Source organism: Mesorhizobium sp. LNHC232B00 (assembly GCF_000502435.1).
GTDB classification, from domain to species: Bacteria; Pseudomonadota; Alphaproteobacteria; order Rhizobiales; family Rhizobiaceae; genus Mesorhizobium; species Mesorhizobium opportunistum.
This window is the reverse complement of record NZ_AYWP01000002.1, coordinates 382,267-407,595: the sequence shown is the minus strand read 5'-3', so window position 1 is coordinate 407,595 and position 25,329 is coordinate 382,267. Positions and strand designations below refer to the sequence as shown.

Annotated in this window: 22 protein-coding genes; 7 read left to right on the top strand and 15 right to left on the bottom strand. The window is 62.9% G+C overall.

Going from position 1 to position 25,329, the window contains the following annotated elements:
* Positions 1-39: 39 nt before the first annotated feature.
* Genes X743_RS164580 through amrB form a run of 4 tightly spaced genes read left to right on the top strand, consistent with a single transcriptional unit; the run spans position 40 to position 5,769 of the window.
* Complete coding sequence (locus X743_RS164580; RefSeq protein ID WP_013892960.1) at positions 40-360, top strand: hypothetical protein; 321 nt, start codon at positions 40-42, stop codon at positions 358-360.
* Positions 357-1,064, top strand: coding sequence for a hypothetical protein (locus X743_RS164585; protein WP_023764012.1), 708 nt, complete (start codon positions 357-359; stop codon positions 1,062-1,064). Before X743_RS164580 ends, X743_RS164585 begins: the two co-directional genes overlap by 4 nt.
* Positions 1,061-4,093, top strand: coding sequence for a caspase family protein (locus X743_RS164590; RefSeq protein ID WP_023764011.1), 3,033 nt, complete (start codon positions 1,061-1,063; stop codon positions 4,091-4,093). The genes X743_RS164585 and X743_RS164590 overlap by 4 nt, the downstream gene beginning before the upstream one ends.
* Positions 4,090-5,769, top strand: a complete 1,680-nt coding sequence (gene amrB, locus X743_RS164595) for an AmmeMemoRadiSam system protein B (RefSeq protein ID WP_023764010.1) — start codon at positions 4,090-4,092, stop codon at positions 5,767-5,769. The genes X743_RS164590 and amrB overlap by 4 nt, the downstream gene beginning before the upstream one ends.
* Positions 5,770-5,834: 65 nt before the next feature.
* On the opposite strand, the gene X743_RS164600 is transcribed toward amrB, so the two are convergent.
* Both X743_RS164600 and X743_RS164605 read right to left on the bottom strand, forming a co-directional pair.
* On the bottom strand, positions 5,835-7,667 hold the full coding sequence (locus X743_RS164600) for a hypothetical protein (RefSeq protein WP_023764009.1): 1,833 nt from the start codon (positions 7,665-7,667) through the stop codon (positions 5,835-5,837).
* A 146-nt stretch (positions 7,668-7,813) separates the two neighbouring features.
* A complete protein-coding gene (locus X743_RS164605) occupies positions 7,814-8,902 on the bottom strand; it encodes a serine protease (protein ID WP_023764008.1) in 1,089 nt (362 codons plus the stop codon).
* Between the two features lie 400 nt (positions 8,903-9,302).
* Between X743_RS164605 and X743_RS164610 the strand changes: the two genes are divergently transcribed.
* Positions 9,303-10,400: a trypsin-like serine protease gene (locus X743_RS164610; protein WP_023764007.1), complete on the top strand. Its 1,098-nt coding sequence runs from the start codon at positions 9,303-9,305 to the stop codon at positions 10,398-10,400.
* Positions 10,401-10,468: 68 nt separating this feature from the next.
* Here X743_RS164610 and mgrA read toward each other — a convergent pair whose 3' ends face one another.
* The 7 genes from mgrA to X743_RS164645 all read right to left on the bottom strand — a co-directional run bounded on the left by mgrA (position 10,469) and on the right by X743_RS164645 (position 17,847).
* A complete protein-coding gene (mgrA, locus tag X743_RS164615; RefSeq protein WP_023764006.1) occupies positions 10,469-11,515 on the bottom strand; it encodes an L-glyceraldehyde 3-phosphate reductase in 1,047 nt (348 codons plus the stop codon).
* A 133-nt stretch (positions 11,516-11,648) separates the two neighbouring features.
* The gene (locus tag X743_RS164620) at positions 11,649-12,791 is read right to left on the bottom strand and encodes a Gfo/Idh/MocA family oxidoreductase (RefSeq protein ID WP_023764005.1); all 1,143 of its coding nucleotides are present in this window, start codon (positions 12,789-12,791) and stop codon (positions 11,649-11,651) included.
* 11 nt (positions 12,792-12,802) lie between these two features.
* Positions 12,803-13,549, bottom strand: a complete 747-nt coding sequence (locus tag X743_RS164625) for a sugar phosphate isomerase/epimerase (RefSeq protein WP_023764004.1) — start codon at positions 13,547-13,549, stop codon at positions 12,803-12,805.
* A 49-nt stretch (positions 13,550-13,598) separates the two neighbouring features.
* Entirely contained in the window at positions 13,599-14,696 is a 1,098-nt protein-coding gene (gene ugpC / locus X743_RS164630) for a sn-glycerol-3-phosphate ABC transporter ATP-binding protein UgpC (protein WP_023764003.1), read from the bottom strand.
* Positions 14,697-14,698: 2 nt separating this feature from the next.
* Positions 14,699-15,592: a carbohydrate ABC transporter permease gene (locus X743_RS164635; RefSeq protein WP_224687468.1), complete on the bottom strand. Its 894-nt coding sequence runs from the start codon at positions 15,590-15,592 to the stop codon at positions 14,699-14,701.
* 34 nt (positions 15,593-15,626) lie between these two features.
* Positions 15,627-16,520, bottom strand: coding sequence for a sugar ABC transporter permease (locus tag X743_RS164640; protein ID WP_023764001.1), 894 nt, complete (start codon positions 16,518-16,520; stop codon positions 15,627-15,629).
* 88 nt (positions 16,521-16,608) lie between these two features.
* Positions 16,609-17,847 (bottom strand): ABC transporter substrate-binding protein, encoded by a 1,239-nt coding sequence (locus X743_RS164645; protein ID WP_023764000.1) that lies wholly within the window; start codon positions 17,845-17,847, stop codon positions 16,609-16,611.
* A gap of 56 nt (positions 17,848-17,903) precedes the next feature.
* On the opposite strand from X743_RS164645, the gene X743_RS1000000171905 reads away from it, so the two are divergent.
* Positions 17,904-18,161: a hypothetical protein gene (locus X743_RS1000000171905; RefSeq protein ID WP_156934380.1), complete on the top strand. Its 258-nt coding sequence runs from the start codon at positions 17,904-17,906 to the stop codon at positions 18,159-18,161.
* Between the two features lie 89 nt (positions 18,162-18,250).
* The gene (locus X743_RS164650; RefSeq protein ID WP_023763999.1) at positions 18,251-19,303 is read left to right on the top strand and encodes a LacI family transcriptional regulator; all 1,053 of its coding nucleotides are present in this window, start codon (positions 18,251-18,253) and stop codon (positions 19,301-19,303) included.
* On the opposite strand, the gene gndA is transcribed toward X743_RS164650, so the two are convergent.
* The 6 genes from gndA to X743_RS164680 all read right to left on the bottom strand — a co-directional run bounded on the left by gndA (position 19,300) and on the right by X743_RS164680 (position 25,132).
* Entirely contained in the window at positions 19,300-20,727 is a 1,428-nt protein-coding gene (gndA, locus tag X743_RS164655; RefSeq protein WP_023763998.1) for an NADP-dependent phosphogluconate dehydrogenase, read from the bottom strand. The genes X743_RS164650 and gndA overlap by 4 nt on opposite strands.
* Before the next feature lie 126 nt (positions 20,728-20,853).
* Positions 20,854-22,458: a copper resistance CopC/CopD family protein gene (locus X743_RS164660; RefSeq protein WP_198028408.1), complete on the bottom strand. Its 1,605-nt coding sequence runs from the start codon at positions 22,456-22,458 to the stop codon at positions 20,854-20,856.
* 88 nt (positions 22,459-22,546) lie between these two features.
* Positions 22,547-23,065 (bottom strand): YcnI family protein, encoded by a 519-nt coding sequence (locus tag X743_RS164665; RefSeq protein WP_023763996.1) that lies wholly within the window; start codon positions 23,063-23,065, stop codon positions 22,547-22,549.
* Positions 23,066-23,103: 38 nt separating this feature from the next.
* The gene (locus tag X743_RS164670; protein ID WP_023763995.1) at positions 23,104-23,640 is read right to left on the bottom strand and encodes a copper chaperone PCu(A)C; all 537 of its coding nucleotides are present in this window, start codon (positions 23,638-23,640) and stop codon (positions 23,104-23,106) included.
* 97 nt (positions 23,641-23,737) lie between these two features.
* Complete coding sequence (locus X743_RS164675) at positions 23,738-24,094, bottom strand: DUF2946 family protein (RefSeq protein WP_023763994.1); 357 nt, start codon at positions 24,092-24,094, stop codon at positions 23,738-23,740.
* 138 nt (positions 24,095-24,232) lie between these two features.
* Positions 24,233-25,132 carry a GntR family transcriptional regulator gene (locus tag X743_RS164680; protein WP_023763993.1) on the bottom strand — a complete coding sequence of 300 codons (900 nt, stop codon included), beginning with the start codon at positions 25,130-25,132 and terminating at the stop codon, positions 24,233-24,235.
* Positions 25,133-25,329 lie beyond the last annotated feature (197 nt).

Genomic DNA, 25,329 nt, shown 5'->3' with positions numbered 1-25,329 from the left:
TGGCGTGGAGCGGTTGCCGGACTTGCCGGTGGCCTGTTCATGATCGCCAATGCCTCGGCGCAGGACACTTGCGGCCTCTGTGCCAAGCAGGTGGTCATCAATTCGGAACTGGCAACCTGCTTCCTCGATCAATACGACCAGTTCGCCAAAACCAGCAGTGACGCGGTCGTGGTCGATCTCTCGAGTTGCGCCTCGCGCGGCGTGGTCGAAGCGTTGCCCTCGCCGAGCAAGGCGCCGGCGGAGCCCGACGTGCAGTTCATGGTTTCGCGCCCGCAGCTGGCATGTCTGAAAAAGCAGCTTGAAGCGCCGGGCGTGGTGCTCGATCCCTCCGCCACCATCGAATTGGACAACTGCAAATGAAAAAGCCGGGGGGCACGACAAAGCAGATACAGGTGGCCGCGACCACCAAGGCGACGGCGGCGACGCAGACGCTGCCTGAAACCACCGAAGGTTTCCCCTGGCCGAGCAGCCATGAGATCAAGAAGGAGAGCAATCCGTTCACCGACCGCGACTGGCGCATGCTGGTTTATGCCTGGTCGGGAATGCTGGTGCGCTTTGCCATCATCTTCACTTTGGCGTTCTCGGTCTACCAGTTCCTGGCCAACCAGGAGCAGAAGCGCGTCGAACAGACCATGTCGCTGGTCGAACTCTGGGAAACCAAGGACTACCAGCAGGCGCAGCGGGCGCTGAAGGATCGTCTCGCTGCCCTCAACGCCAAATACGACAATCTGCTCAGTGCAAATCCCTCGCCGACCGAGGAGCAGGTGTTCCGGCAGCGCATCGGCATCGAGGCGATGAGCGCTTCGGGGGGTGACATGCCGCTTGCCGATTTCAACGAGAATTTCGACCGCATCGTCTATTTCCTCAACCGCCTGTCCTTCTGCGTCGACGGCGACCTGTGTTCGCGCAAAGTGACCGATGCCTATTTCCACGATTATGCCGTCTCGTTCTGGAGTTACTTTGCCGGCTATGTCGACAAGCAGCGCAAGGCGGGTTCGCCGACTTTCGCCACGGCCATCGAAGCCTATGTGCGCAATGGGCAGCCCACTGCCGAAGCCAAATGACGAAGGGAAAAGCGGGTTCTAACCTTACGCGCGCCTGCCGCTGGCTGGCTGTGGCTGGAGCCCTGGTCTCTGTCTCGGTCGCCCGCGCCGAGGATGCTCCCGACTTCCATCTTGACCTCGACACTGGCGGGCACAGCGCCCAAGTCACCGACCTTGCCTTCACGCCCGACGGCGAAGACATCGTCTCGGCGTCCGACGACAAGACCATCCGCATCTGGGACTGGCACAGCGGCGTGACGCTGCGCACCATCCGCGGCTATCTCGGCAATGGCAGCGATGGCAAGATCTTCGCGGTCGCGGTTTCGCCGGATGGCAAGACGATCGCCGCCGGCGGCTACTTCGGCGCCAGCCTCGGCGACAAGCCGCCTTATGGCGACGTCAGGCTGTTCGACTTTGCCACCGGTAAGATGAAGGCCGTGCTCAAGGCCGCCGACTACGCGACCTATGATCTCGCCTTCTCCCCCGACGGCAAGACCCTGGCTGCCGGTGGTGGCGACGGCATGGTCTATCTCTGGCGGCCCGACGATACATCGGTGACCGGCTGGACGCTGGACAAGAAGCTCGACGCCGATTCCTGGCACATCGACAAGCTGGCCTTCGCCGCCGAGGGAACGCGCCTGGCGGCGGCCACCACCGACAATGGCATCCGGCTCTGGGATGTCGCCAAGGGCGAGGAGATCGCCTTGCCGGCCGAGGCGGAACAATTGAGGGACATCAGCGTCCAGGCGCTGGCCGCCTCGCTGGACGGCAGCCTGTTTGCCACCGGCAGCAAGGACGGACAGGTCCAGCTCTGGCGCGCGGCCGACGGCACGCTGGCGCGCACCATGCCGAAGCAGGATTTCCTGATCGGTTCGCTGACCTTCGCCAAGGGTTCGCGGCTGGTCGTCTCCTGCGGCTATCGCTGCGCCGACAAGCATCGTTCCACCGTCTGGAACACCGACAACGGCCAGAAGCTGCTCGACTACTCCGGTCATGACGGCACCGTCTACGCCAGCGCCGCCAACGCAGACGGCTCGCTGGTGGCGACCGCCGGCGGCACGCGCAACGCCATCCAGGTCTGGGATCCGGCCACGGGCGAACACAAGGCATTGCTGCAGGGCTTGGGCGAGCCGGTGACATCAGTCGGCATCGATGCGGTGAACGGCGTCATCGCCTGGGGCAACGCCAACCCCTGCCCCGATCGCGTGGCCTGCCCGGAAAAGCAGGGCACGTTGAGCAACACGCTGATATTGCCCACAACCGAACGGTTTTTCGATGCTCCGCAGCCGCTGACGGAACCGGGCTCGTTTGCCCGCGCCGTGCTGGCCGACGGCCAGTGGTCGCTAAGTGCCGCCACGGGTGGCAAGGACGCGCTGGAAAATGCGGTGCTGGAGATCGTCCATGACGGCAAGGCTGTGCGCTCGATCGAAAACGATGCCACCGACGGCTTTGTCCATTCCGCCTTTACCCTGATCGATGACGGGCTTGGCCTGATCACCGGCGGCAATGACGGCACGCTGCTGGAATACAAGGCCGCGACCGCCAGGGTCTCCGGCGAGTTCACCGGCCACACCGGCGAAATCAACGCCATGGTCGCTTCGCAGAAGGCCGGCCTGCTGGTCACCGGCAGCGCCGACCAGACGCTCAGGCTGTGGAACCTGAAGACCCACGAACTGATCGTGTCGATGTTCTTTGCCGGCTCGCAATGGATTGCCTGGATGCCGCAGGGCTATTACTACTCCTCCGACGAGGGCGACAAGCTGATCGGCTGGCAGGTCAACCAGGGCCGCGACCACGAAGGCCGTTTCATCCGCGCCGGCCAGTTGAAGAAATACCTCTGGAGCCCCGAAATGGTGCGCCGCGCCATCATCCTGCGCAGCGCCAGACAGGCGGTCGAGGAGATGCGGCCGGGCGTCGATAACGAGCTGCAAAAGCTTTTGCAGCGCAAGCCGCCGGAATTCGGTATCCGCCTCGCCGAAGACCAGAGCAAGGTCCGCGACGGCTATGTCGCCGTCGAGATCACTGGCGCCAGGGAGGCCGGAACCGATGTCTCCGGCTTCTCGATCCTGTCGAACAGCCGCAATGTCGGGGACCTCACCGCGCGCTCGGTGGACGGCAACAGCACCATCGTCGAGATACCGGTCGAGGACGGAAAAAACACTATCCGCATCACCGGCACCAACGAATATGGCTATCTGACCGAGCGCAGCGTCACGGCGCTGGCGAGGAAGACCGAGAAGGCCGGAGCCAAGGGCAAGCTCTATGTCGCGGTGATCGGCGTCGACAAATATCCGTTCCTGGCCGACGCCTGCTCCGGCCACGCCTGCGACCTGCGCTACCCCGTCGATGACGCCACCGAATTCCTCAAGGTCATTGCGCAGAAATCGGCGCCGCTGTTCTCGTCCATGGAGACGCTGGTTTTGGTCAACCGCGAAGCGCTCGACGAAGCCCCCGACAAAGCCAAGCAGGCCTATGCGGTCGCCAGCGCCGACAACATCATGGAGCCCGATTCGGACACGATCGACGACCAGCTCGCCGATTTCCTCGACAGGCCTGGCGAGCACGACACCACCATCATCTTCGTTGCCGGCCACGGCATCAACATCGACGAGGACTATTATTTCATCCCGACCGACGGGCGCAAACAGGATGCCGAGCGCTGGAAGCGCTCCTCGCTGGTCGATTGGTCCGACATCCAGAAATCGGTCGAACGGGCCAAGGGCATGCGCTTCATGCTGCTCGACACCTGTCACGCTGCCAATGCCTTCAACCCGCGCCTGGAGAAGGACGCGCAGGATGCGCGCATCGTCGTGTTCTCGGCCACCGCCGCCAACAACACCGCCGCCGAACTGCCCGAACTCGGCCATGGCGTCTTCACCTATTCGATCCTCGAGGGCCTGCGCGGCAAGGCGAGGACGTCGGACGGCGGCGTCACGCTGTTCGGCCTCGCCGATTTCATTTCGCGCGAGGTGGTGCGGCTGACCGCGTCGAAGCAGAAGCCGTTCTATTATGTCGGCGGCGTGGAGAATATCGTGTTGGCTGAACCATGAGGCCGATCTTCGTAATCGTGCTCCTAGCCCTGCTCCCCCTCCCCGCCTTCGCCGCACCAGTCGTCTGCCCGCCCGGCGCCGAAAACTTTCCGCCCTTCTATGACGACGCCACACTGTTCAAAAATGCCATCGCCAACGTCGCCAATGTCCAGCCATCCAACCAGCGGCTGACCGGCATCACTGTGCCGCATCATCTGCTCGCCGCCGATCTGGTGGCGCTCGGTTTCAGGGCAGCCTCCGGCTTCCGCTACAAGCGCATCGTCATCCTGTCGCCGGACCACTTCCACAAAACGCACAAGCTCTACGCCACCTCCGTGCGCGGCTTCGACACCGTGCTTGGCTCGGTTGCAGCCGACGCTGAGGCGGTGCGCCGGCTGGAGGCAAACAGCGACATGGTCGAGGAATCCTGCCTGTTCGACAAGGAACATGGCGTGCAGGCCATGCTGCCTTTCCTGCACCATTATTTCCCCGAGGCGAGCATCGTTCCGATAGCGATGTCGGTGAAGGCGAAGCGTGGCGATTGGGACCGGCTGGCGGAGGCGCTCAAAGCCATCGTCGACCAGGACACGCTGATCGTCGAATCCACCGACTTTTCGCATTACCTGCCGCAGCACGACTCCAGGCGTTTCGACCAGCAGTCCCTGAACATGCTGGCCGCCGGCTCGCTCGACGGCATAGCGGCGCTGCGCCAGCCCGATCACGCCGATTCCGTCGGTGCGCTCTACATCCAGACCAGGCTGCAGCGCGAATTGTTCGGCGCCCAGCCGCTGGTTATCGCCAACGAGAATTCGCAGGAGCACACGTCGGATTATGTCGAGCGGACCACCAGCTACGTGGTGGCGCTGTTCGGCGCGTTCGGCCCCGGCTTCAACAACCCGGCACGGCCAAAGGACAGGATCTACTATCTTGCCGGCGACGTGAATTTCGGCCGCGCCATGAAGAAGATTTTGGTCCGTGACGGCATCGCCGACCGCGTCGTCGACAGCGTCCTTTCGCTGACTGGATCGCGGCCGCTGATCGTCAATCTCGAAGGCGTCATCCTGCCCAACGTTCCGGAAGCGATCGACGACATGACGCTGGCGATGCCGGGAGGTCTCGCCCTCGACATGATGAAGCGGCTCAATGTCGCCGCTGTCAGCCTCGCCAACAACCACGCCTACGATCTCGGCCCGTCAGGCTATGCCGAGACGCTGCGCGCCCTGGACGAAGCCGGCATCCCTCATGTCGGCCAGGGCGAAACGCTGGCGCTCGCCGATCTCGATCTTGTCGGCCTGACCGATATCGACACCAACGGCTCGAAGAACACCGACCTGCTCACCCCTGCCCTGCTCGACCGGCTGCTGCATGAGAATGCAAAGCGGCCGGTGGTCGCCTTCGTCCACTGGGGCCGCGAGTACAAAACCGAGCCGTCGCCGCGCGAAGACATGCTGGCCGACGAGATGCGCCTGCGCGGCGTGTCGGCCATCGTCGGCGGCCATCCGCATGTGTCGAGCGAGGCGATCGTGCCGCTGGCCGGCGGCGATGTCGCCGAGGTTTATTCGCTCGGCAACTTCCTGTTCGACCAGAGCGCGCAACGCTCGTCGGGATCGATGCTGGAACTGCGCGTCTTCGCCCAGGGCACGATCTTCACCAGGCTCATTCCGCTGCCGAATTATTTCGAGATGGGCAGGAAATAGCACCTGCCCGATTAAGCTATGTTGAGATTCAGGTCAGGCCGGCCCCACCTGAATATCGACATATCTTAGCCGCAGCCGACCATATCGCGCGGCAGATAGCACGCCGCCGGCTCGGTCTTGGTCTCGAACAGCGACCGCTTCGGCTTGAAATAGAAGAAGGTCACCGGCTTGCTCTCGCGCACGCTGCCATCGGCGAAATGCGCCGCGATGCTGAAGCTGTGGATCGACGACATCGACGACCACATCTTCAGCCGCGCCGTGTAAGCGCTGATGCTCTTGTTGCCACGCACCGGCATGGCGATCGTGTAGTCATGCTTGCCGATCGGAAACTCGATATTCTGGTAGCGCATCGCCTCCGGCGTACCGCCGCCGCCATCGCCACATTCGGCCATCGATTCCGGAGTCTCGAAAACCGCCATGGTCACGGAGGTGCGGAACGGCTCGCTCTGCTGGTGGACGTGACCTTCGTCATCCGCCCAGGAATAATCGAACTTGCCGATAGCATTCAGCGTCATCGCCTGTTGCATGTTGCCGAGATAGTCGGCGACCTCGCCGAACTTGATCTTGTTGGTCAGTTGGCTGCGGCAGACATTGAGACTGTCGACCGAAGGACAGGGAAAGCGTCCGATCTCGAGGCTCGCCGTATCGACGCCAGCCTCGGCGAGCACACTCTTGACCGACACGTCGACACCTTCGCCGAAACCGCCGATGTCCTTGGTGAACATGCGGCTTGGCTGGCCGGTTGGGTCGCCATCTTCGTTCACCGCTGTGAACTGGATCGACATCTTCATGTCCTTGGCATCGCCCCAGCCATTGTTGATAATCGAGAAATCCGGCCGGAAGCCGACACAGCCGAAATGCTCCGATATCGACAGCATCGGCTTGCGGTAGGCATCGCTCGACGCGACTTTCATTTCCAGGCTGTCGAGCTTGACTTTGGATTTGCCTGTCGTCTTGAGGTCGACCTCGGCGAAGGCCGGCGCATCGTCCCAGTCCTTGCTGCCAAAGACATTGCTGGTCGTGATCTGCCCGCTGCCGTTCCAGCTGTCATTGTCCTCATCTGCCTGCGGATAGATCGCAATGTCCTCGTCGCGTACAAGGTGCTGGTACTGCATGTCGGACTGCTGGGTCATGCGCTGATCGACCGCGACACCGATCTCGACCTTGTCGGCGTCACCGCCACCGGCCTGCGCCTTAATGAGGCCGCCCACCCTGGCGTCGGCCAGAACGTCGGGGCGCGACCCGCCGACCTCCTTGCCCATCACCCATTGCGACGCGTAGACCGTGCCCCCGGCGAGCCGGGTCCGGCCCCTGCCGTTTTTCAGTCCGTCGACAAACGAGCCAGCAAAAATCTCCCCGGTCGTTGACGACAGTTGACCCTCGCCATTCGCAATGCCGTCGACGAACCGGCCCTCGTAGCGGTTGCCGTCGGCGTCGATATGCATGCCCTTGCCGTTGAGCTTCCCGGCGAGCCAATGCCCTTCGAAAACCTCGCCCGATCGCAGTTCGAGCCGGCCTTGCCCGTCGGGCCGGCCGTTCCTGACATCACCGAGATAGCTGGAATAGATGGTCTTGGGATCGTAGCTCGCCGAGCCTCGCACCCGCCAAACCAGCCTGCCCTTGCCATTGACGGTGCCGTCCTCGGCGATCGTCCGATCCGGCGATTGGCCTGCAGCCGGCTCCCAGACGAAATCGAGGTTCTTCTCCGGATGGAAATCCCAAACGCGCACTGCCCTGCGCAACACCGAACGGGTATCGGCCTGATAGAGGATTTGTACCCGTTCCGCCCAGGCGCCGTCGGCAGGCGCGGCGGCCGGATCGGCGAAAGCCGGTGAAAGCATCAGCGCGCCCAGCATCGATGCGGCCGCGACCCCGAACACTGCCCTTGCCCGCGCCATCCCTTGAGCCCCCTGGACGCCCCAACCCCTTGTCCGATCGAAGCGTAGTCGGCGACCCGGCCCCGTGCAAGCGAAGCCGCATCGACCCAGGAAAAAGGCGGCGAGATCGACCCGCCGCCTTTTCCCGTGTCGTGAATGTGCAGCGATTATTTATACAGGCTGTTGATCCACTGGATGTTGGCGGCGTTCAGACGCACGGCGGTGTTCGCGTCGGGACTTTCCGCCACGTTGACGCCGGTGATGATGCGCTGCTTGGAGTTGTTGTCATAGGCATAGACCGAGCTGCCGCTCGACCCCGGGAACGTATCGCAGTCATACTGGAAATATTCCGGACCGATGTTTTCGGCATGCACTTCGCAGCTTGCCTTCCACATCGTGCCCATCGGCTTGTCGCCGGGATAGCCGACGAGGTTGGCGGTGAAGTCGCCGAGATCGTCATAATTGGCATAGCCCAGCCAGCCCAAATTGGTGCCGACATCCTGCTTCAGCGTGACGATGCCGAGATCCCACGGGATGACCGAACCATAATAGCCCTGGTAATTGTCGATGAAGCCCTGCAGCACATAGGCGCTTTCATAAGCGAAGGCGCCGAACGGCGCGTCGTCTGCCGTGCTGCCGTTGAGGCCCGGCACGAACAGATAGTCCGCCAACCAGTCCTTGTCCTCATGGCTGTAGAGGCAGTGCGCCGCGGTGAGAACGGTTCGCGGACCGATCAGCGTTGCCGAGCAGCTGCCGAAGCCGGTCTTCGACTTGGCTTCGAGATAGCCGATCGCCGAGAACGGATAGGTCTTGGTGTTCTTGACCTGCACCCGATCGTCGGGGCCGAAAACCTGCCGCCCGGCTTCGCCTTCGCCAAGGTCCGGATCATCGGTCTCGCGCTGGGCCCCGTCCGCGCCATCCGCCGGCGCGTTCAGTTGCTTGATGATAAGCTCCCGCAGCGCCTCGCTTGGCTCGATCTTGATCTCCTTGCCATCGGCGGAACGCCCGACGATGCCATAGGATTTGACAGCCGTTGCCTCGTCGGCGAGCGGCGCGGCGCGGCTGTCTTCATCGGTCAGCTTGGGCGGTGCGATCGGCTTTGCCCGCCCAGGCGTGAAATCGCCCGAAGTCACGTCCCGCATGCTTTCGCCGTTGCCGGCACTGGCTGAGCCGGGGTCGGCGGCGAAAGCGGGGACCGTCCATATTGCAGTGGACAGCAATACGGACGCAATCATAGCGTTTGTCAGTTTTGTCATGGTGAGACTCTCCCAAAAGTCAGCAAGGACTGGATCAAAATACAGAAATATTGTCGAGATCGTGGTGGCGTCGAAAAATCAGCAAGCCTATCGGCGCGCAGGCCGGATCGTTATTTGCCATGGTCAATCAAAAGCCCCCGCCAAAATGACCCTACCCGATATACTGCCTAAAATAATCCTAGATTGGCAATGATAAATCGCTTCCACGTAGCCCGTGGGGGGCTATAGGATTTTGTGCGGGTTCTGCTCGCGGGCACGGTTAGCAAAAGTGGGATTCGGTTTTGTGACCGATCGCGCGCCGATTGAATGCGGCAAGTGATCGGATGTCCGAACCGGCACCGCCTCTTTGCACAATGCCCGGCGCCGGTCCGCGCGGGAAGTTGTCTTAGGAGGGGTTCAGGTGCACATCACAAATCGGTTCGGGTCGATCGTTGCCGCTTCGCTGCTTGGCGTCGCCGCTGCCGTCACATTCATCAACACCGGCCAGGCGGGCGAAGGCAACGCAAGACCCGAAGCGGCTGTCTCGCCGATGAAGCGCGTGACCGATGCCAGGGCAAAGGCCGCGGCGGAGAACCCGGACGGCGCCGACCGGGTCTACGGCGGCAACCAGGCCGAGAAGGGCGCCTATCCGTTCCAGGTCGCGTTGCTCACCACCGAGAGGCTGGACGAGAACCCGGCCTCGCAGGCCAACGCACAGTTCTGCGGCGGCAGCCTGATCGCGCCGCAATGGGTGCTGACGGCGGCACACTGTCTCAACGATAACGGCCAGCCGATCTCACCTGGCTCCGTTACCGTGCTGACCGGCGCCACCGAGCTCAGCGAAGGCAAGCGCCACAAGGTGGCTGAAGTCATCGTCAACGAGGGCTACAGCGAGCAGACGCTCGACAACGACCTCGGACTGCTCCGGCTTGCCGAGCCGGCCGATGCGCCGGCCATCAAGGTCACCCATGACGCGACCCCCGAGGCCGGCAAGACCACGGTCACCGGCTGGGGCAAGATGCAGGACGGGACATTTCCGACCACGCTGATGGTCGCCGACCTCGACTTGCAACCCAACAGCGCCTGCAACACCGGCATCAAGGCCATCTATGCGCATGACCTGAAGGCTGCACTTGGCGATCTGTCCCATCGCATGCGCTATTCGGAAAAGGGTATCGACGCCGCCGCGAACGCGATCGCCGCCGACATGACGGATCCGCTGACTGGCAACATGATCTGCGCCGGCACGACCAGCGGCGTGCGTGACGCCTGCAATGGCGACAGCGGCGGCCCGCTGTTCATGGTCGGCGCCGACGGCCCGGTCCAGGTTGGCGTCGTCAGCTGGGGTGAAGGCCCGGCGGACGGAAGTGCAGCCTGCGGCCATAAGGATGCCTACGGCATCTACACGCGGCTGGCCAACTACACCGGCTGGATCGAAGCCAAGATGAAGACCTCGACGCCGGCGCCGGAAAAACCCAAGGCGGGGCTAGGCACGGCCCAGAAGCCGAAAGCACCCTGACGCAGCGATAGCGCGCATAAAATGGCGGCGAGGCTCCCGCCATTTTATTGCCGGCTTCATGCGCGCGCTTACTTCCTCGGCGGTCCTTTGCGCTCGGCGGAGGCCGCCCACAGGTTGATGTCGGACTCACGCGCGTAAGTATCGATCTCGGCCAATTCGGCATCGCTGAAGTCGAGCACCTTGAGCGCCCCGACACAGTCCTCGACCTGCTCCGGCCGGCTGGCGCCGATCAACGCCGATGTCACCTTGCCCCTGCGCAGCACCCAGGCGAGCGCCATCTGCGCCAACGTCTGGCCGCGTTTGCCGGCGATCGCGTTGAGCGCCTTGATGTTGGCGATGGTGCGGTCGTTGATGAAGGCTGTCTTCAGCGACTTGCCCTGGGAGGCGCGGCTGCCCTCGGGGATGCCGCCAAGATATTTGTCGGTCAGCATGCCTTGCGCCAGCGGCGAGAACACGATGGAGCCGACGCCGAGCCCATCGAGCGTGTCGAGCAGGCCGTCATCCTCGACCCAGCGGTTGAGCATCGAATAACTCGGCTGGTGGATGACGCATGGCGTGCCGAGCTGCCGCAATATGTCGGCGGCTTCGCGGGTGCGCTGCGAATTGTAGGACGAGATCCCGGCATAGAGCGCCTTGCCCGAACGCACCGCATGGTCGAGTGCACCCATGGTTTCTTCCAGCGGCGTGTCGGGATCGAAGCGATGTGAATAGAAGATATCGACATAGTCGAGCCCCATCCGCTTCAGGCTCTGGTCAAGGCTCGCCAGCATGTATTTGCGCCCGCCCCATTCACCGTAGGGACCGGCCCACATTTCATAACCGGCTTTGGTCGAGATGATCAGCTCGTCGCGATAACCGGCGAAATCGGTGCGCAGGATTTCGCCGAAAGCGGTCTCGGCCGAGCCGGGCGGCGGGCCATAGTTGTTGGCGAGGTCGAAATGGGTGATGCCGAGATCGAAGGCCTTGCGGGCGATCGCCTGCTTGGTCCTGTGCGGCGTGTCATTGCCGAAATTGTGCCACAGCCCGAGTGAGATCGCCGGCAGCTTGAGGCCGGACCGTCCGCAACGGTTGTAGATCATTTTCTCATAGCGGTTTTCGGCAGGGATGTAGGGCATGACGGGAATCCTCGAATTTGAACGGAGGGAGCACGGTCATCGTCGCCTGATAACAGTGCCCGCGCCCCCTCCTTACGCTCTCCCCGGCCGAACGGGGAGAGGGGGTAAATCAAAATTATCGATAATCCTGCACCTACTTTGTCTTCGCCAGCAACTCCTTGGCTGCCTTGACGCCAAGAGCGGCCGGCCGCTCACAAGCGGTCTGCATGGCGACGAATTTGCCGGTCTCGCCGGAGCGCAACATGCCGGTCATGACATCGACGGCATGCAGCGCCAGTTCCATCGAGCAGCGATGCGGCCGCCCTTCGGCGATTGCCAACGCCATGTCGGCAAGGCCGGCGGTGCGGTAATTGGCCATCAGGCCCTGGCCGTGCATTTCGTTCGGAATGCCAAGTGGATGCTTCCACTTCGGCAGCTTCTTGACCGGCTTGCCCTCGGCGGTAAAGCGCACCTCGCCGCCGAAAAAGTTCGGATCCGGTACGAACACAGTCCCCGCTTCGCCATAGAGTTCCATCGGCGCGTGGCCGTGAGCCCAGACGTCCCAGCTGGTGTTCAGCGTCACCACGGCGCCATTCTCGAACTCCAGCAGGCCATGGATGGTGGTCGGCGTATTGACCGGGATTTTTTCGCCCGCGCGCGGCTTTGAGCTGATCGTCCGTTCCTTGGCCGGGGTTATCGCGAAGGCCGCCACCTGCTTCACCGGTCCGATCAACTGGATCAGATTGGTGATATAGTACGGCCCGATATCGAGCACCGGCCCCGCACCCGGCTGGAAGAAGAAATCCGGATTGGGGTGCCAATGCTCCATGCCATGGCCCATGACGTGGCAGGTGCCGCTGGTGATCTTGCCAAGCTTTCCCCCGTCGATCAGTTCACGCACCAACTGGTGCGCGCCGCCGAGGAAAGTGTCGGGTGCCGAGCCGATGCGCAGCCCCTTTTTTTCCGCCCGCGCCTTGAGGTCCAGGCCCTCTTTAAGCGACAGCACGAACGGCTTTTCCGAATAGACGTGCTTGCCGGCATCGAGCACCTGTTTCGACACCTCATAGTGCACGGCCGGTATCGTCAGGTTGACGACAATGTCGATGTCATCGGCCTTGAGCAGGTTCTCGACGGTCTCGGCGCGCAGCTTGAACTCCTTCGCCCGCGCCTTGGCCACATCCATGTTTATGTCGGCGCATGCGCGCATCTCGATGCCGCGAAACAGCGGCGCCAGCGAAAAATACGCCTTCGAGATGTTGCCGCAGCCAATGACGCCAATACCCAATTTCTTTGCCATTATGATTGTTCCTAGTACGTCTTGACGGTTGCGATCGAGCGGCGGGCAAAGCGCTCGACGTCATTGGGATTGTCCTGTTCCATGACGAAGTATGTTGCCGCGCTCTTGGCCCGCAGCACCTTGATCAGGCCAGCCCAGTCGATCGTGCCGTGGCCGACATCCGACCAGCCATCCTCGTCCAGCCCCTCGCCCGGCTTGGCGATGTCCTTCACATGCACGGCGACGATGCGCTTGCCGTGCTTTTCGATCCAGGGCAACGGATCGGCGCCGCCGCGCACCACCCAGGCAAGGTCCATCTCCCAGCCGACATCAGGAGCGGAAGAAAGGATGTGATCCTGCGGCACCGAGCCGTCGGCCAGTGCCTTGAACTCGAAATCATGGTTGTGCCACGCAAAGCCGTAGCCGGCCTTCGACGCCACCTCGCCGACCTTGGCCAGGCGCTCGCCGAAGCCGCGCCAGCCGGCGCCGTCGGACGGCCTGTCCTCGGCCATCAGATAGGGGCAGATCAAGAGCTTGATGCCGAACGCATCGGCGATCTTGCGCACGCCGCCGAAGTCGTTCTCCAGCGCATCGATGGAAAAATGCCCGGTCGGCATGGCAAGTCCGTTCTTGTCGAGTTCGGCACGGAAGGCCTTGGGATCGTCATAGACACCGCCAAAGCCTTCGACCTGTGTGTAGCCGAGCTTGCCGAGTGTCTCGAGCACGCCTTCCCAGGGCTGGAAATTGCGGGCGCTGTAAAGTTGGAATGACCAGTTCATCGTCTTTGTCCGTTTTGCTTGTTTTGCTTGGGAGATGGTTATTCGGGCGTTAGATGCGGCTGCCGGTTTCGGCGTTGAATAGCGAGGCTCGCATCGGGTCGAAGCCCACCGTCACCGCCTCGTCGTTCTTGGGCGTGCGTTCCGATGTGACCCGGACGCTGAATTTCTGCTCGGCAAGCTTCAGCCACACCAGCGTGTCGGAGCCCATCGGTTCGACCACCTCGACATTGGCCGCTGTCGAGAACGGCCAGCCCGTGCCGCTGTTCAGACTGACATGCTCAGGCCTGATGCCGAACACCGCTGGGCCGGCTTCCGGTTGCCCGTCGAACTGATAGGTGCCGAGTGGAATATTGAGATCTTCGGCCACAAAGAACCAGCCGTCACCGCGCTTCTCCAGCCGCCCCTCGACGAAATTCATCGCCGGCGAACCGAGGAAGCCCGCCACGAAGCGATTGACCGGGCGGTTGTAGATGGTCTGCGGCGCATCGAGCTGCTGGATGACACCGCCCTTCATCACCGCGATCCGGTCGGCCAGGGTCATTGCCTCGATCTGGTCGTGGGTGACGTAGATCATGGTGTTCTGCAGCCTGCGATGCAAAAGCTTGATCTCGACGCGCAGTTCCGAGCGCAGTTTGGCATCGAGGTTGGACAGCGGCTCGTCGAACAGGAAAACGTCGACATCGCGCACCAGCGCCCGCCCGATCGCTACCCGCTGGCGTTGGCCGCCGGAAAGCGCCGAGGGCTTGCGCTGCAGCAGCGGCTCGATCTGCAGGATCTCGGCGGCGCGCGCGATGCGTTTGGCGATCTCGCCTCTGGGCAGGCCCGCGACACGCAGGCCGAAGGACAGGTTCTTCTCCACCGTCATTTGCGGATAGAGCGCGTAGGACTGGAACACCATGCCGATGCCACGGTCCTTGGGCTCTTCCCAGGTGACGTTCTTGCCCTTGATGAAGATGCGGCCCTTCGAGATGTCGAGCAGGCCGGCAATGCAGTTGAGCAAGGTCGACTTGCCGCATCCGGAGGGGCCCAGCAGCACGATGAACTCGCCATCGGCGATATCGAGATTGAGCGTCTGCAGAACCGACACCGCGCCGTAATTCAGCGACAGGTTCTGGATCGATACGCTGGGATTTTCGATTTCTGCCATCATCACCCTTTCACCGCGCCGGCGGCAATGCCACGCACGAAAAGCCTGCCGGAAATGAAGTAGATGACGAGCGGGACCAGCCCGGTCAGGATCGTAGCCGCCATATTGACGTTGTATTCCTTCACGCCTTGCACCGAGTTGACGATATTGTTGAGCTGCACCGTCATCGGATAGGTGTCGGGGCGGGTGTAGACGACGCCGAACAGGAAGTCGTTCCAGATGCCGGTCACCTGCAGGATGACGGCGACGACGAAGATCGGCAGCGACATCGGCACCATGATGCGTAGGTAGATGCCCCAGAAGCCGGCACCATCGACACGCGCCGCCCGGAACAGTTCCTCCGGCATGGAGGTGAAATAGTTTCGGAACAGAAGCGTCAGGATCGGCATGCCGAAAATGGAATGGACGATGACCAGGCCGCTGAGGCTGCCATAGAGCCCGATCTCGCGCAGGATGATGACGATCGGATAGATCATCACCTGATAGGGAATGAACGCACCGACGATGAGGATGATGAAGAACGTGTCGGCGCCCTTGAAGCGCCAGTTGGCCAGCGCATAGCCGTTTACGGAGGCTATCGCGATCGACAGGATCACCGAGGGCACGGTGATGCGAACCGAGTTCCAGAAGCCGCGCGAAAGCCCGTCGCAATTGAGCCCGGTGCAAGCCGTCGACCACGCCTTGACCCATGGCTCGAAGGTGATCTCGAGCGGCGGCGAGAAGATGTTGCCGAGGCGGATTTCCGGCATGCCCTTGAGCGAGGTGACGATCATCACATAGAGCGGCAAGAGGTAGTAGAGCGCCACCAGGATGAGCGTGCCATAGAGGAAGATGTTGCGGCGCGAGAACATGTGACGCGGCTTCGGCCCATTGGGTTCCGAGGCATCGGCTCGAATGGTGCCGGGCGGTGCGGACAGGGAAACGGCATGATCAGACACGCTTCCTGCCTCCGAATTCGAGATAGGCCCAAGGCACGATGACGATCATCACCGAGAGCAGCATCATGGTCGAGGCGGCAAAACCCTGGCCGAGGTTCTGGGCGAAGAACATGTAGTCGTAGACATACTTTGCCGGCACTTCCGACGCGATGCCAGGCCCGCCGCTGGTCTGGGCGACGACCAGGTCGTAGACCTTGACGATGCCCGATGCGATGATGACCAGGGTGGTGATGAAGACCGGTCGCATCATCGGGATGATGATGAACAGATAGGTCTTCCACATCGGTATCCCGTCGACCCGCGCCGCCTTCCAGATGTCCTCGTCGATGCCGCGCAGGCCGGCCAGCATCAGGCACATGATCAGCCCGGTGCCTTGCCACAGCGCGGCGATGGATATGCCGTAGATGACGATGCTGGAATTGTAGAGCGGATCGAAATTGAAGCTTGTCCAGCCAAGGCCTCGTATCACGCCCTGGATACCGAAATCCGGATTGAGCAGCCATTGCCATACAAGACCGGTGACGATGAAGGAGAGAGCGAAGGGATAGAGGAAGATCGTGCGGAACGTGTCCTCGAAACGGATCTTCTGGTCGAGCAGAGCGGCCAAAATGAAGCCGATCACCAGCGAGAACACCAGCGAGATCACGCCATAGATAAGAAGGTTCTCGATCGAAATCAGCCAGCGCGGAGTCGCCCACAACCGGTGATATTGGTCGAGGCCGACGAAATTCAGCCGCGGCAGCAGCTTCGAATTGGTGAAGGAATAGAGCACAGTCCACGCCGTGCCGCCCACGAACACCACCAGCGCGGTGAGGATCATCGGGATCGAGGCGATCTTCGCATTCAAGTTGCGAAACAGTCGAATGGGGCGTTCGCTCTTGCTCATCGGTACAGCCATGCTGGATCGGGTAAGGGCGGCGGGCTCCCGGCTTGGTTTTGCACCAAGCCGGGAGGAAGGGAATTTGCCTGCGATATCAGTCCGCCGTCGCGATGATGTCGGCGAAGCGCTTCTGTGCCTCTTCGAGCGTCATCTCGGGCTTGGCGAAGAACTCGGAGAACAGGTCCTCCTTCTGCTTCTGGCTGTCCTGCGAAAGCAGCTGGTCTGTCCACGGCATGACGGCGCCCTTGGCCAGGATGGCGAGGCCCTTCTTCATGCAGTCGTTGGCCGCGTTGAGGTCGACGTCGCCACGCACCGGCAGGGAGCCCTTCTTGAGATTGAAGGCGACCTGGGTCTTGGGATCGAGCAATGTCTCGGCCAGCACTTCCTGCGCCTTGGACTTGTCGGCATCCTTGAGCAGCGGGAAATAGAAGGCATCGCCACCGGTGGCGATGACCTCATTCAGGCCGAGGCCGGGAAGGCAGGTATAGTCCTTGCCGGCGGTCTTGCCGGCCACCTGGAATTCACCTTGCGCCCAGTCGCCCATGATCTGGCCGCCGGCCTTGCCGGTGATGACCATGTTGGTGGCCTGGTTCCAGTCCTGCACATTGGTATTCTTGGCCATCTTGCGCGCATCGTCGGCCGCCTTGAACACCTTGGCGACCTCGGGACCGGCGGCGAACTTGGCGTCCTTGTCCTTGTAGACCTTGAGGAAGGTGTCGGTGCCGCCGACCGCCGCGAGCAGCACGTCGAAGGCGCCGGACGACTGCCAGGCCTGCCCGCCGACTGCGAGCGGTACGATGCCTGCCTTCTCCAGCGCCGGAGCGGCGGCGACATATTCATTCCAGTTCTTCGGCACCGGCACGCCGGCTTTCTCGAACGCGGCGTTCGACAGCCACAGCCACTGCCAGGAGTGGATGTTGACGGGCACGCAATAGATCTTGCCGTCGATGGTGCAGCTGTCGAGCAGGCTCTTCGGCCGCACGACCTCGGTCCATTTGCCCTTGGTGGCGACATCGGTGAGGTCGCGCATCAGGCCGGCCTGCACCAACTCTTCCGCTTGCCGGCCGTGATTGAACTGGGTGGCGCCCATCGGATCGCCGCCGGTGATGCGGCTGATCATGATTGGCCGCGCCGTGCCGCCGGAGCCGGCAATGGCGCCATCGACCCAATGGTTGCCGGTGGCGTCGAAAGCCTTGGCGAGTTCCGCGACCGCCGCCGCCTCGCCGCCGGAGGTCCACCAATGAGTGACTTCCAGGTCCGTCGCGGCGGCTTGGCCGGCGAACTGCAGAGCGGCCGTTGCCGCCAGCGCGGCGGTCAAAAGTTTGTATCGCATTTCGGTTCCTCCCAGAATCTGAAACGTTACAGATTTTCGATACGGCAATTGCGCGAATGGCGCAACCCCTTGAGCAAACGGGCTTCGACATTTTTTCGAGCCATGAACAAATTCTGTCGAAAACCCGTGTCGATGTGCACCGCAGCATAGATCGCTGCGACGCAAAAACACCAAACAGTGCATTAAAGCCGGCAAAAATCCGTGATCAAGGCATTTTCCTCTGGAATCCCAAGGGGTTTCGCAAAAGGCGCCATCACCTCTCGGACACGCTCGGCGAGGCGACATTGGCAATCTGTAACGTTTCAGTATATTGAGCCAATTCTGGCTGGAGCGCATATCGTATCGCAATGACGGCGATTGCCGACCCAGCCTGCGGCTGCTATGCGCCTGACGGGCGGGACGAATGGACAGACGGCGTACGGACAAGAATGACGAGGCGTCGGCGCAAGGGCGGCCGACGTTGAAGACGCTTGCCTTCATGACCGGGCTCGGCGTCACCACCGTCTCGCGCGCCTTGAAGGATGCTCCGGAGATCGGCGCCGAGACCAGGCGCCGCGTCCAGTTGGTCGCCAAGCAGATCGGCTACCGGCCGAACCGCGCCGGTGTGCGACTGCGCACGGGCAAGACCAATGTCATCAGCCTCGTGCTCAACACCGAGCAGGAGATCATGAGTTTTGTCTCCGACATCATATACGGCGTCTCTGAGGTCATTGCCGACACGCCCTACCACCTGATCGTCACGCCTTATTCGCGCTCGCAGGATCCGCTCGACCCCATACGCTATCTGGTCGAGACCGGTTCCGCCGACGGCGTCATCATTTCACGCACCCAGCCGAACGACGCCAGGGCGCGCTACATGCTGGAACACGGCATTCCCTTTGCCACGCATGGACGCACCGAGATGGGGCTGGTTCACCCCTATCATGATTTCGACAACTACGCCTTCGCGGTGGAAGCCGTGCGGCGCCTGGCCGGCATTGGCCGCCGCAGGCTCGCTTTGCTTGCGCCTCCGGTCGGGCTGACCTATCACAGCCACACCGTCAACGGCTTTGCCGACGCACTGAGCGAGGTCGGTGCCAGCGAGATCCCGTTCAGCACCGTGTCGATCGATCAGTCGATCGAGCAGATCAGGACGAGGACCGCGCAGTTGATGCGCCGCGACGTTAGGCCGGACGGCTTCGTCAGCAGCGCCGCCGCCGCGACGCTCGCGCTCGTCGCCGGCATCGAGGATGCCGGCCTCAAGCTCGGTCGTGACGTCGACATCGTCTCCAAGCAGTCGTCGGACCTTTTGCATTTGTTCCGGCCGGAACTGCTGATCGTCAACGAGAACTTCCGGCTGGCGGGCTCCGAGCTCGCCCGCTCCGTGCTCGGCTGGATCGGCGGCGCCGCGCCCGGCACGCTGCAGTCGCTCAGCGTGCCGGGTGAAGTCCTGGCCTACAGACGTTCGGGCGACTAACCCGCCGCGCCGCTGCCCCACGGGCCGTGGAACGCGCCCTGTTCGCCGATGCGTTCGAAGCCGTGCGCGCCGAAGAAGTCACGCTGCGCCTGGATCAGGTTGGAGGTGCCGCGGCCCTGGCGGTAGCTGTCGAAATAGGCAAGCGCCGAAGCCAGCGCCGGCACCGGCGAGCCGGCCTCGGAAGCCCTGGCCACGGCCCGCCGCAGCGACGGGTGCGCCTCCTGCATCATGGTGATGAAGGCCGGCGCCATCAAAAGATTGGTCGAAGCGCCGCCGCTGCCGAAAGCCTCGGCCATCGTATCCAGCATCTGCGAGCGGATGATGCAGCCGGCCCGCCAGATCTTGGCGATGGTCGGCATCGGCAGGTTCCAGTTGAACTCCTTCGAGGCGCCGCTCATCACAGCGAAGCCTTGCGCGTAGGCGGATATCTTGCCGGCGAATAGCGCCAGTTCGAGGTCTTTCAGCAGCGCATCCTTGTCCCCGGAAATCTTCGTCACGCCGATGTTGCCATAGGCCTTTTGCGCCGCCTGCCGCTCGTCCTTGATCGACGACAAAACGCGCGCCGCCACCGCCGCCTCGATCGCGGTCGCCGGAATGCCGAGCTGCTGCGCCTCGATGACCGACCATTTGCCGGTGCCCTTCTGGCCGGCGCGGTCGAGAATTATGTCGACCACCGGCTTGCCGGTCTTCGGATCGTCGGCGGCCAGCACCTTGGCGGTGATCTCGATCAGGTAGGAATTGAGCCGGCCGTTGTTCCAGGTTTCAAACACCGTGCCGATGTCCTTCGGCCCCATGCCCAGGCCGTCGCGCAGGATGCCGTAGATCTCGGCGATCATCTGCATGTCGGCATATTCGATGCCATTGTGGATGGTCTTGACGAAATGCCCGGCGCCGTCGGTGCCGAGCCAGGCGGCACACGGCTCGTTCTTGAACTTGGCGGAGATCGCCGTCAGCACCTTCTCGACACGCTTCCAGCTATCTTCGGTGCCGCCGACCATGATAGACGGCCCGTGGCGCGCGCCCTCCTCGCCGCCCGACACACCCATGCCGATGAAGGTCAGGCCCGAGCCCGAAAGCTCGGAGAAGCGCCGCATCGTGTCACGGAAATTGGCGTTACCCGCGTCGATGACGATGTCGTTGGCCGACAGCACGCCGCGCAAGGCTTCGATCTGTTCGTCGACCGGCTTGCCGGCCAGCACCATGATGATGATCGGGCGCGGCGGCCGGATCGCGGCGGCGAGCTCTTCCAGGCTGTAGCAGGGAACAACCATATCCCTGAGCGCGCCGGCATTCTCGACGAAAGCGTCGGTGCGCGCCCTTGTGCGATTGAAGACGGCGATGCGGTGCCCGCGCTCGGCGATGTTGAGCGCCAGGTTGGAGCCCATCGTACCAAGGCCGATCAGGCCGATTTCCGCTTTTTCCATCGTTCTTCCCTGCCTTCGGATTTTGTTGAGACCGCGTTTTGCGAACGATGATTGACGGGCCTTGCGGGTCGCGTCAACCGCCTCGCCGAATTGTGTTGCGCCGAGCTCCGGTCGGGGTGCTCGGCCCTACGGCCTGATATCCACCGGCGCCTCGATCTTCACCATGTCGAAATCCGAGACCAGGATGTCGAGGCGCACCGTCCAGCGGCCGGGAACCGGAATGACCAGGTTGTCGACACGCCAGCTGCCGTCGCCGGGCTTGGTCGCCGCTCGCTTCAGCGGCTCGATGCCGGAATCGGGTTTCGACAGGACCAGCGTCACTTCCTTGGCATCGAGCGGCCCGAAATCGCCGCTCATGATGATCATCGAGGCGGCAACCGGTCCGGCATGGCCGGGGGTGATGCTGAGATCGGCCATCGCCTGCAGCGCGTGGATGTGAACCGAGACCGGCTGCGCCGCCGCGATCGCGAGCGCCCTTGGCGGCGGCGTGAAGCGCCAGCCCGCAGCAACGCCGAAGATCGCCAGCACGATCAGAATTTCGACGCCGATCGAACGGGTGAGCCTGCGCTGCACCTCCGTCGATCCCGCTTCGGCCGCGGCGGTGAGCCTCCAACGGTTGACGGCGGCCAGCGTGAACAGAAAGACCAGAAGCGCGAGCTTGACCAGCAGCAGCCGACCATAGGCGGTGTCGACCAGCGCCACGGGCGTCTGCACCTGAATGACCGCCAGTGCGACGCCGGCCACGGCAAGCACCGCCACCACCGGCATGATCAGGCGCGAAAACCGGCGCAGGAAGGGCGCCGCATGTGCGGACGACCCCTTCAGCGCCAGGCCGAGCGGCACAAGGGCGCCGGCCCAGAAGGCAATGCCGACGCCGTGCAGGAACACCAGCGGCCGCGTCAGCCATTGCGGTTCGGCCGCAGTGGCATGGCCGCTGGCGGCAAGCGCAACGCCGACACCGACGAGGCCCGCAAGGGCGAATGGCCTGGCGACCACGCGCGGTCCGGCCAGCGAAAGCAGGCCAAGCCCCAGTGCGATCAGGGCGATCAGCACCGTCCAGCCGAAGCTGGTGCCAAGCCCGGTTCGCCAGATGACCGGCTGCCCCAGGTGGGAGAGCGGCGCCCCGAGCGCATCGAGACCCTGAAAGCCCAGCGAAAGCGGCGCCGCCACCAGCCCGCACAGGACCGCGGCCGTGACGAAGCGCTGACCGGCCCGTGCTTCACCGGCCAGCCAGGCAAGCGCGAAGGCTCCGCCAACACCGAGGGAAAGGCCCGTGTAGAGGAATATCTTGCCGATCCAGATCGCCGACCGCAGCGGCCAGTCGACCGCTTCCGACACGACCGGCGGCTCGCTTGGCGCGCCGATCGAAAACAGCAGTGAGCCGCCGACCGGATGGCCATCGGCGGAAATGACACGCCAGCTCAGCACATGCGTGCCGGATTTGAGTGCCTGCGGATTGTCGATCTCGACAGTCTGGTCGCTGAGGCGGAAATCGGTCAACGGAGCCGGCGTGCCGTCGGGCTTCACCAAGGTCAGCACCAGTGGCGAGACCGGCTCGCTGAAGGTCAGCGAGAACCGCGCCGGAGCCTGCGCCAGCACGGCGCCATCGGCCGGATCGGTCTTGATCAGCGCTGCATGGGCAAAAGCCTGACTTGTCGAGGCCATGACGATAAGCGCCATGACCACGGCGAGCAGCCCGCCGGCGGTCCAGCCGACGCGCTTGCCGGTCATTGCGGTCCTTTGAAGTGGAAATATCGCGCTCATGCCACCGCCATCGAACCGGCGGCGCACTTTGCGGACAGAGTGCGCCGCCAGGAGATCATTTCTTCGGCAACAGCTTGATGCCGGGCGCCGGATTCTCCAGCGCGTCTTCATCCTGCCCCGCTGCCGGGATCTCGATCCAGCGGACAGCGGCGCCGTCGCATTCCTGCACCACCGGAAAGTAGAGTTTCTGGCCGACGGGCAGATCCGCCGTCAGCGTCGCGCGGAAGACGAACTCGTCGTAGAATTCATCCGGCAGGCTGCCGCCGCTCCAGTCGAGTTCCTTGACCCCATCGGTCACCGCCTGTCCGTAGAGCTGGTAGGACTTTTCGTATTTGCCCTTCTTGGTCTGCAGCGTCCAGCCGGGCTTCGGCATCGGCTTCACCGCGATCACCCCTTCCGGAATCTGCACGCGCACGGCGGTCGTCGCCTTGCCCTCGCAACCATGCGGTACGCGCAGGACTGCCTTGTAGGTCGAGCCGACGGCCGCTTCCTGGGTTTCGAGCGTAATGTGCGCGAAGGCGGCATTCGTCCCCAGCACCAGAAGTGCGCCGGCCGCCAAAAGATACTTGTTCATCATGGTCCCTCTGATCTCAAATCGTAGAACTGGCAGGATCAATTGGCGTGGTCGTCCATGCCGCCGCCCATGCCCTCGACCGCGAACTCGACGCTGACGACGCCGGCCTTCTCGAAAGTCAGCGTGGCGGAGAATTTTTCACCCTGCTTGGGTTGCCGCTTCAGGCCGATGAACATCAGGTGATAGCCGCCGGGCGCCAGCGCCACCTTGCCGCCGGCCGGAATCTCCAGGCCGCCGGCAACCGGCCGCATGGTCATGATGCCATCCTTGACGCCCATCTCATGCAACTCGGCTTTTTCAGAGACGTCGGAGGAAATCGACAGCAGCCGGTCTGGTGCGCTGCCCTTGTTGGTGATGGTGAAATAGCCGCCGGCCACCTTGGCGCCGGCCGGCGTGGCGCGCGACCAGGGATGTCCGATCTCGAGGTCGCCGACCTTGAACTCGTGCGCCAGGACGGCCTGGGCGCCCAGGAGCACAAGCCCGAAGGCCAGTGCGGCAATGCCGAGTTTTTCCCGCAAGCGCGAGACGACGCGGCCGAACATGGTGTCCGCCGCGATGTGGAGGGAATGAGACATGGTTGCTCCATGAATTGACGATCGCGCCGTTGCCGGCCGCGAACAGTTTGATCTTTGGATGGGTGCGCCCGCGAAAGGTTCCACCGGGCGAACAAGCTCAGGCCGCCGGCGGCGGCGCGCGCGGGTTCGACGGCGAGCGCTCGCGCGCAAAGTCGAGATGAATGCTTGCCGGAAAGACGAAAGCGACCGCTTCGAAGGCCAGGCCTGCCAACCCCAGGCCGGTGTCGGGCGGCGGCGCATGAACGGACGAAAACATGCTGCAGCCAAGCGTGCAGCAGGCCGGCAAATGAGATGGGTGCTGGTCCTCGCCAGGAAGCTGCGTGGCGCCATCGTGGGTACAGATGACGTTGCCGAAGGCATCGAACTGCGCGGCGTTCGGCCCGATGCCGAAGGCGAATGCGCCGAGCGTCGACTGGAGCAGCAGCAGATAGGCCGCGACAAGCGCGACCGGCATGCTCCACCGTCTCCCCTTCTTGTTCAAACGACTTGCCTGTTTCAAACGACTTGCCTGTTCAAACCATCTGGAGAGATACCTATCACGCTCACAGAAGGTCGAAAATCGCCAAATCCAGACTGCGGCAACACGGCACGATCAGGATTTTTGCGGCCGGCTTTCGGGGATCGAGGTCAGCAATGTCCGGCGCGCCGACTTCAGGTGCTTGCGGCAGGCGGCGTCGACCTTGCCGAGATCGCGCGACTTGAGCGCCTCGATATAGGCAAGATGCTCGCCGACCGCGACTTCATTGCGCTCGCGTTCCTGCGCCTTGTTCCATTGGTAGTGGTAGTGGAAGATCATGGCGATGACGTCGTAGAAATCGACGATGAAGCGGTTGTGCGAGGCACGATGGATGAGCCGGTGGAAGCGCTCGTCCAACTCGGAGAACTCGTTGAAGCGCGTCGCGATCTCGCTTGCCAGGAGACGATGCTCCCCGTCCAGTCGATCGAGATCGGCCCAGACCGGGCTGTCCTGCGGCAGCGCCGCGAAGGCGGCGGCCGAGCGCATTTCGAACATCTCGCGGATTTCGGTCAGTTCAAGTGCAAAGGCCCGTGTAAAGCCCTTCAGCACCCAATGGCTGTTGCGGCGCTTCTCGATCAGGCCGAAGCGGGAGAAGCGGATCAGGAACTCGCGCACGCTGGTGGTGCCGACGCCGATCTCGCGCGCCAGTTCGAGTTCGTTGATCTGCATGCCGGCCTCGGCGCCGCTGGCGAGCAGCCGCCGCATGAAGGACCGCTCGATGATCTCGGCCAGCGTGTCGGTCTCTTCCTCGGGGAAGAAATCATCGGGACGCGGATCGCGCAGCACCGTCTTGGCACGCTTGTTCCAGGCGATCAGCCCGGTTTCTTCCATGCGCGTCAGGATGCTGCGCACGGTCGTGCGGCTGACGCCGAGCAGCGCGCCCAGCTCAGGCTCCGACGGCAGGCTGCGCGTCTCGTCGAGCAGCCGGAGACACCTGTTGTAGGCATCCTTGTAGACGTTATTGCTCTTCGACATCCCCTGACCCAATCATGCCGGCGCTTGCGGCTGCCGGCTTGAAGCGCAATATGACGTTCACATGACCCTGAAAAGCGGAATCGCTTTCGCCAAGGACTCGCTCAACGGTTGCAGCACCACTCATCCAAGGCATGCAGAGCCGCCGCGAAAAAACAATTGACGCAAAACTGTTTTTTCCCGATAAAAGACATTAACTC

Excerpts from the sequence above, each read along its gene's own strand:
- X743_RS164580 (WP_013892960.1), top strand. The coding sequence starts at position 40 with ATGATCGCCAATGCCTCGGCGCAGGACACTTGCGGCCTCTGTGCCAAG.
- X743_RS164585 (WP_023764012.1), top strand. The coding sequence starts at position 357 with ATGAAAAAGCCGGGGGGCACGACAAAGCAGATACAGGTGGCCGCGACC.
- X743_RS164590 (WP_023764011.1), top strand. The coding sequence starts at position 1,061 with ATGACGAAGGGAAAAGCGGGTTCTAACCTTACGCGCGCCTGCCGCTGG.
- amrB (WP_023764010.1), top strand. The coding sequence starts at position 4,090 with ATGAGGCCGATCTTCGTAATCGTGCTCCTAGCCCTGCTCCCCCTCCCC.
- X743_RS164600 (WP_023764009.1), bottom strand. The coding sequence starts at position 7,667 with ATGGCGCGGGCAAGGGCAGTGTTCGGGGTCGCGGCCGCATCGATGCTG.
- X743_RS164605 (WP_023764008.1), bottom strand. The coding sequence starts at position 8,902 with ATGACAAAACTGACAAACGCTATGATTGCGTCCGTATTGCTGTCCACT.
- mgrA (WP_023764006.1), bottom strand. The coding sequence starts at position 11,515 with ATGCCCTACATCCCTGCCGAAAACCGCTATGAGAAAATGATCTACAAC.
- X743_RS164620 (WP_023764005.1), bottom strand. The coding sequence starts at position 12,791 with ATGGCAAAGAAATTGGGTATTGGCGTCATTGGCTGCGGCAACATCTCG.
- X743_RS164625 (WP_023764004.1), bottom strand. The coding sequence starts at position 13,549 with ATGAACTGGTCATTCCAACTTTACAGCGCCCGCAATTTCCAGCCCTGG.
- ugpC (WP_023764003.1), bottom strand. The coding sequence starts at position 14,696 with ATGGCAGAAATCGAAAATCCCAGCGTATCGATCCAGAACCTGTCGCTG.
- X743_RS164640 (WP_023764001.1), bottom strand. The coding sequence starts at position 16,520 with ATGAGCAAGAGCGAACGCCCCATTCGACTGTTTCGCAACTTGAATGCG.
- X743_RS164645 (WP_023764000.1), bottom strand. The coding sequence starts at position 17,847 with ATGCGATACAAACTTTTGACCGCCGCGCTGGCGGCAACGGCCGCTCTG.
- X743_RS1000000171905 (WP_156934380.1), top strand. The coding sequence starts at position 17,904 with ATGGCGCAACCCCTTGAGCAAACGGGCTTCGACATTTTTTCGAGCCAT.
- X743_RS164650 (WP_023763999.1), top strand. The coding sequence starts at position 18,251 with ATGGACAGACGGCGTACGGACAAGAATGACGAGGCGTCGGCGCAAGGG.
- gndA (WP_023763998.1), bottom strand. The coding sequence starts at position 20,727 with ATGGAAAAAGCGGAAATCGGCCTGATCGGCCTTGGTACGATGGGCTCC.
- X743_RS164660 (WP_198028408.1), bottom strand. The coding sequence starts at position 22,458 with ATGACCGGCAAGCGCGTCGGCTGGACCGCCGGCGGGCTGCTCGCCGTG.
- X743_RS164665 (WP_023763996.1), bottom strand. The coding sequence starts at position 23,065 with ATGAACAAGTATCTTTTGGCGGCCGGCGCACTTCTGGTGCTGGGGACG.
- X743_RS164670 (WP_023763995.1), bottom strand. The coding sequence starts at position 23,640 with ATGTCTCATTCCCTCCACATCGCGGCGGACACCATGTTCGGCCGCGTC.
- X743_RS164675 (WP_023763994.1), bottom strand. The coding sequence starts at position 24,094 with ATGCCGGTCGCGCTTGTCGCGGCCTATCTGCTGCTGCTCCAGTCGACG.
- X743_RS164680 (WP_023763993.1), bottom strand. The coding sequence starts at position 25,132 with ATGTCGAAGAGCAATAACGTCTACAAGGATGCCTACAACAGGTGTCTC.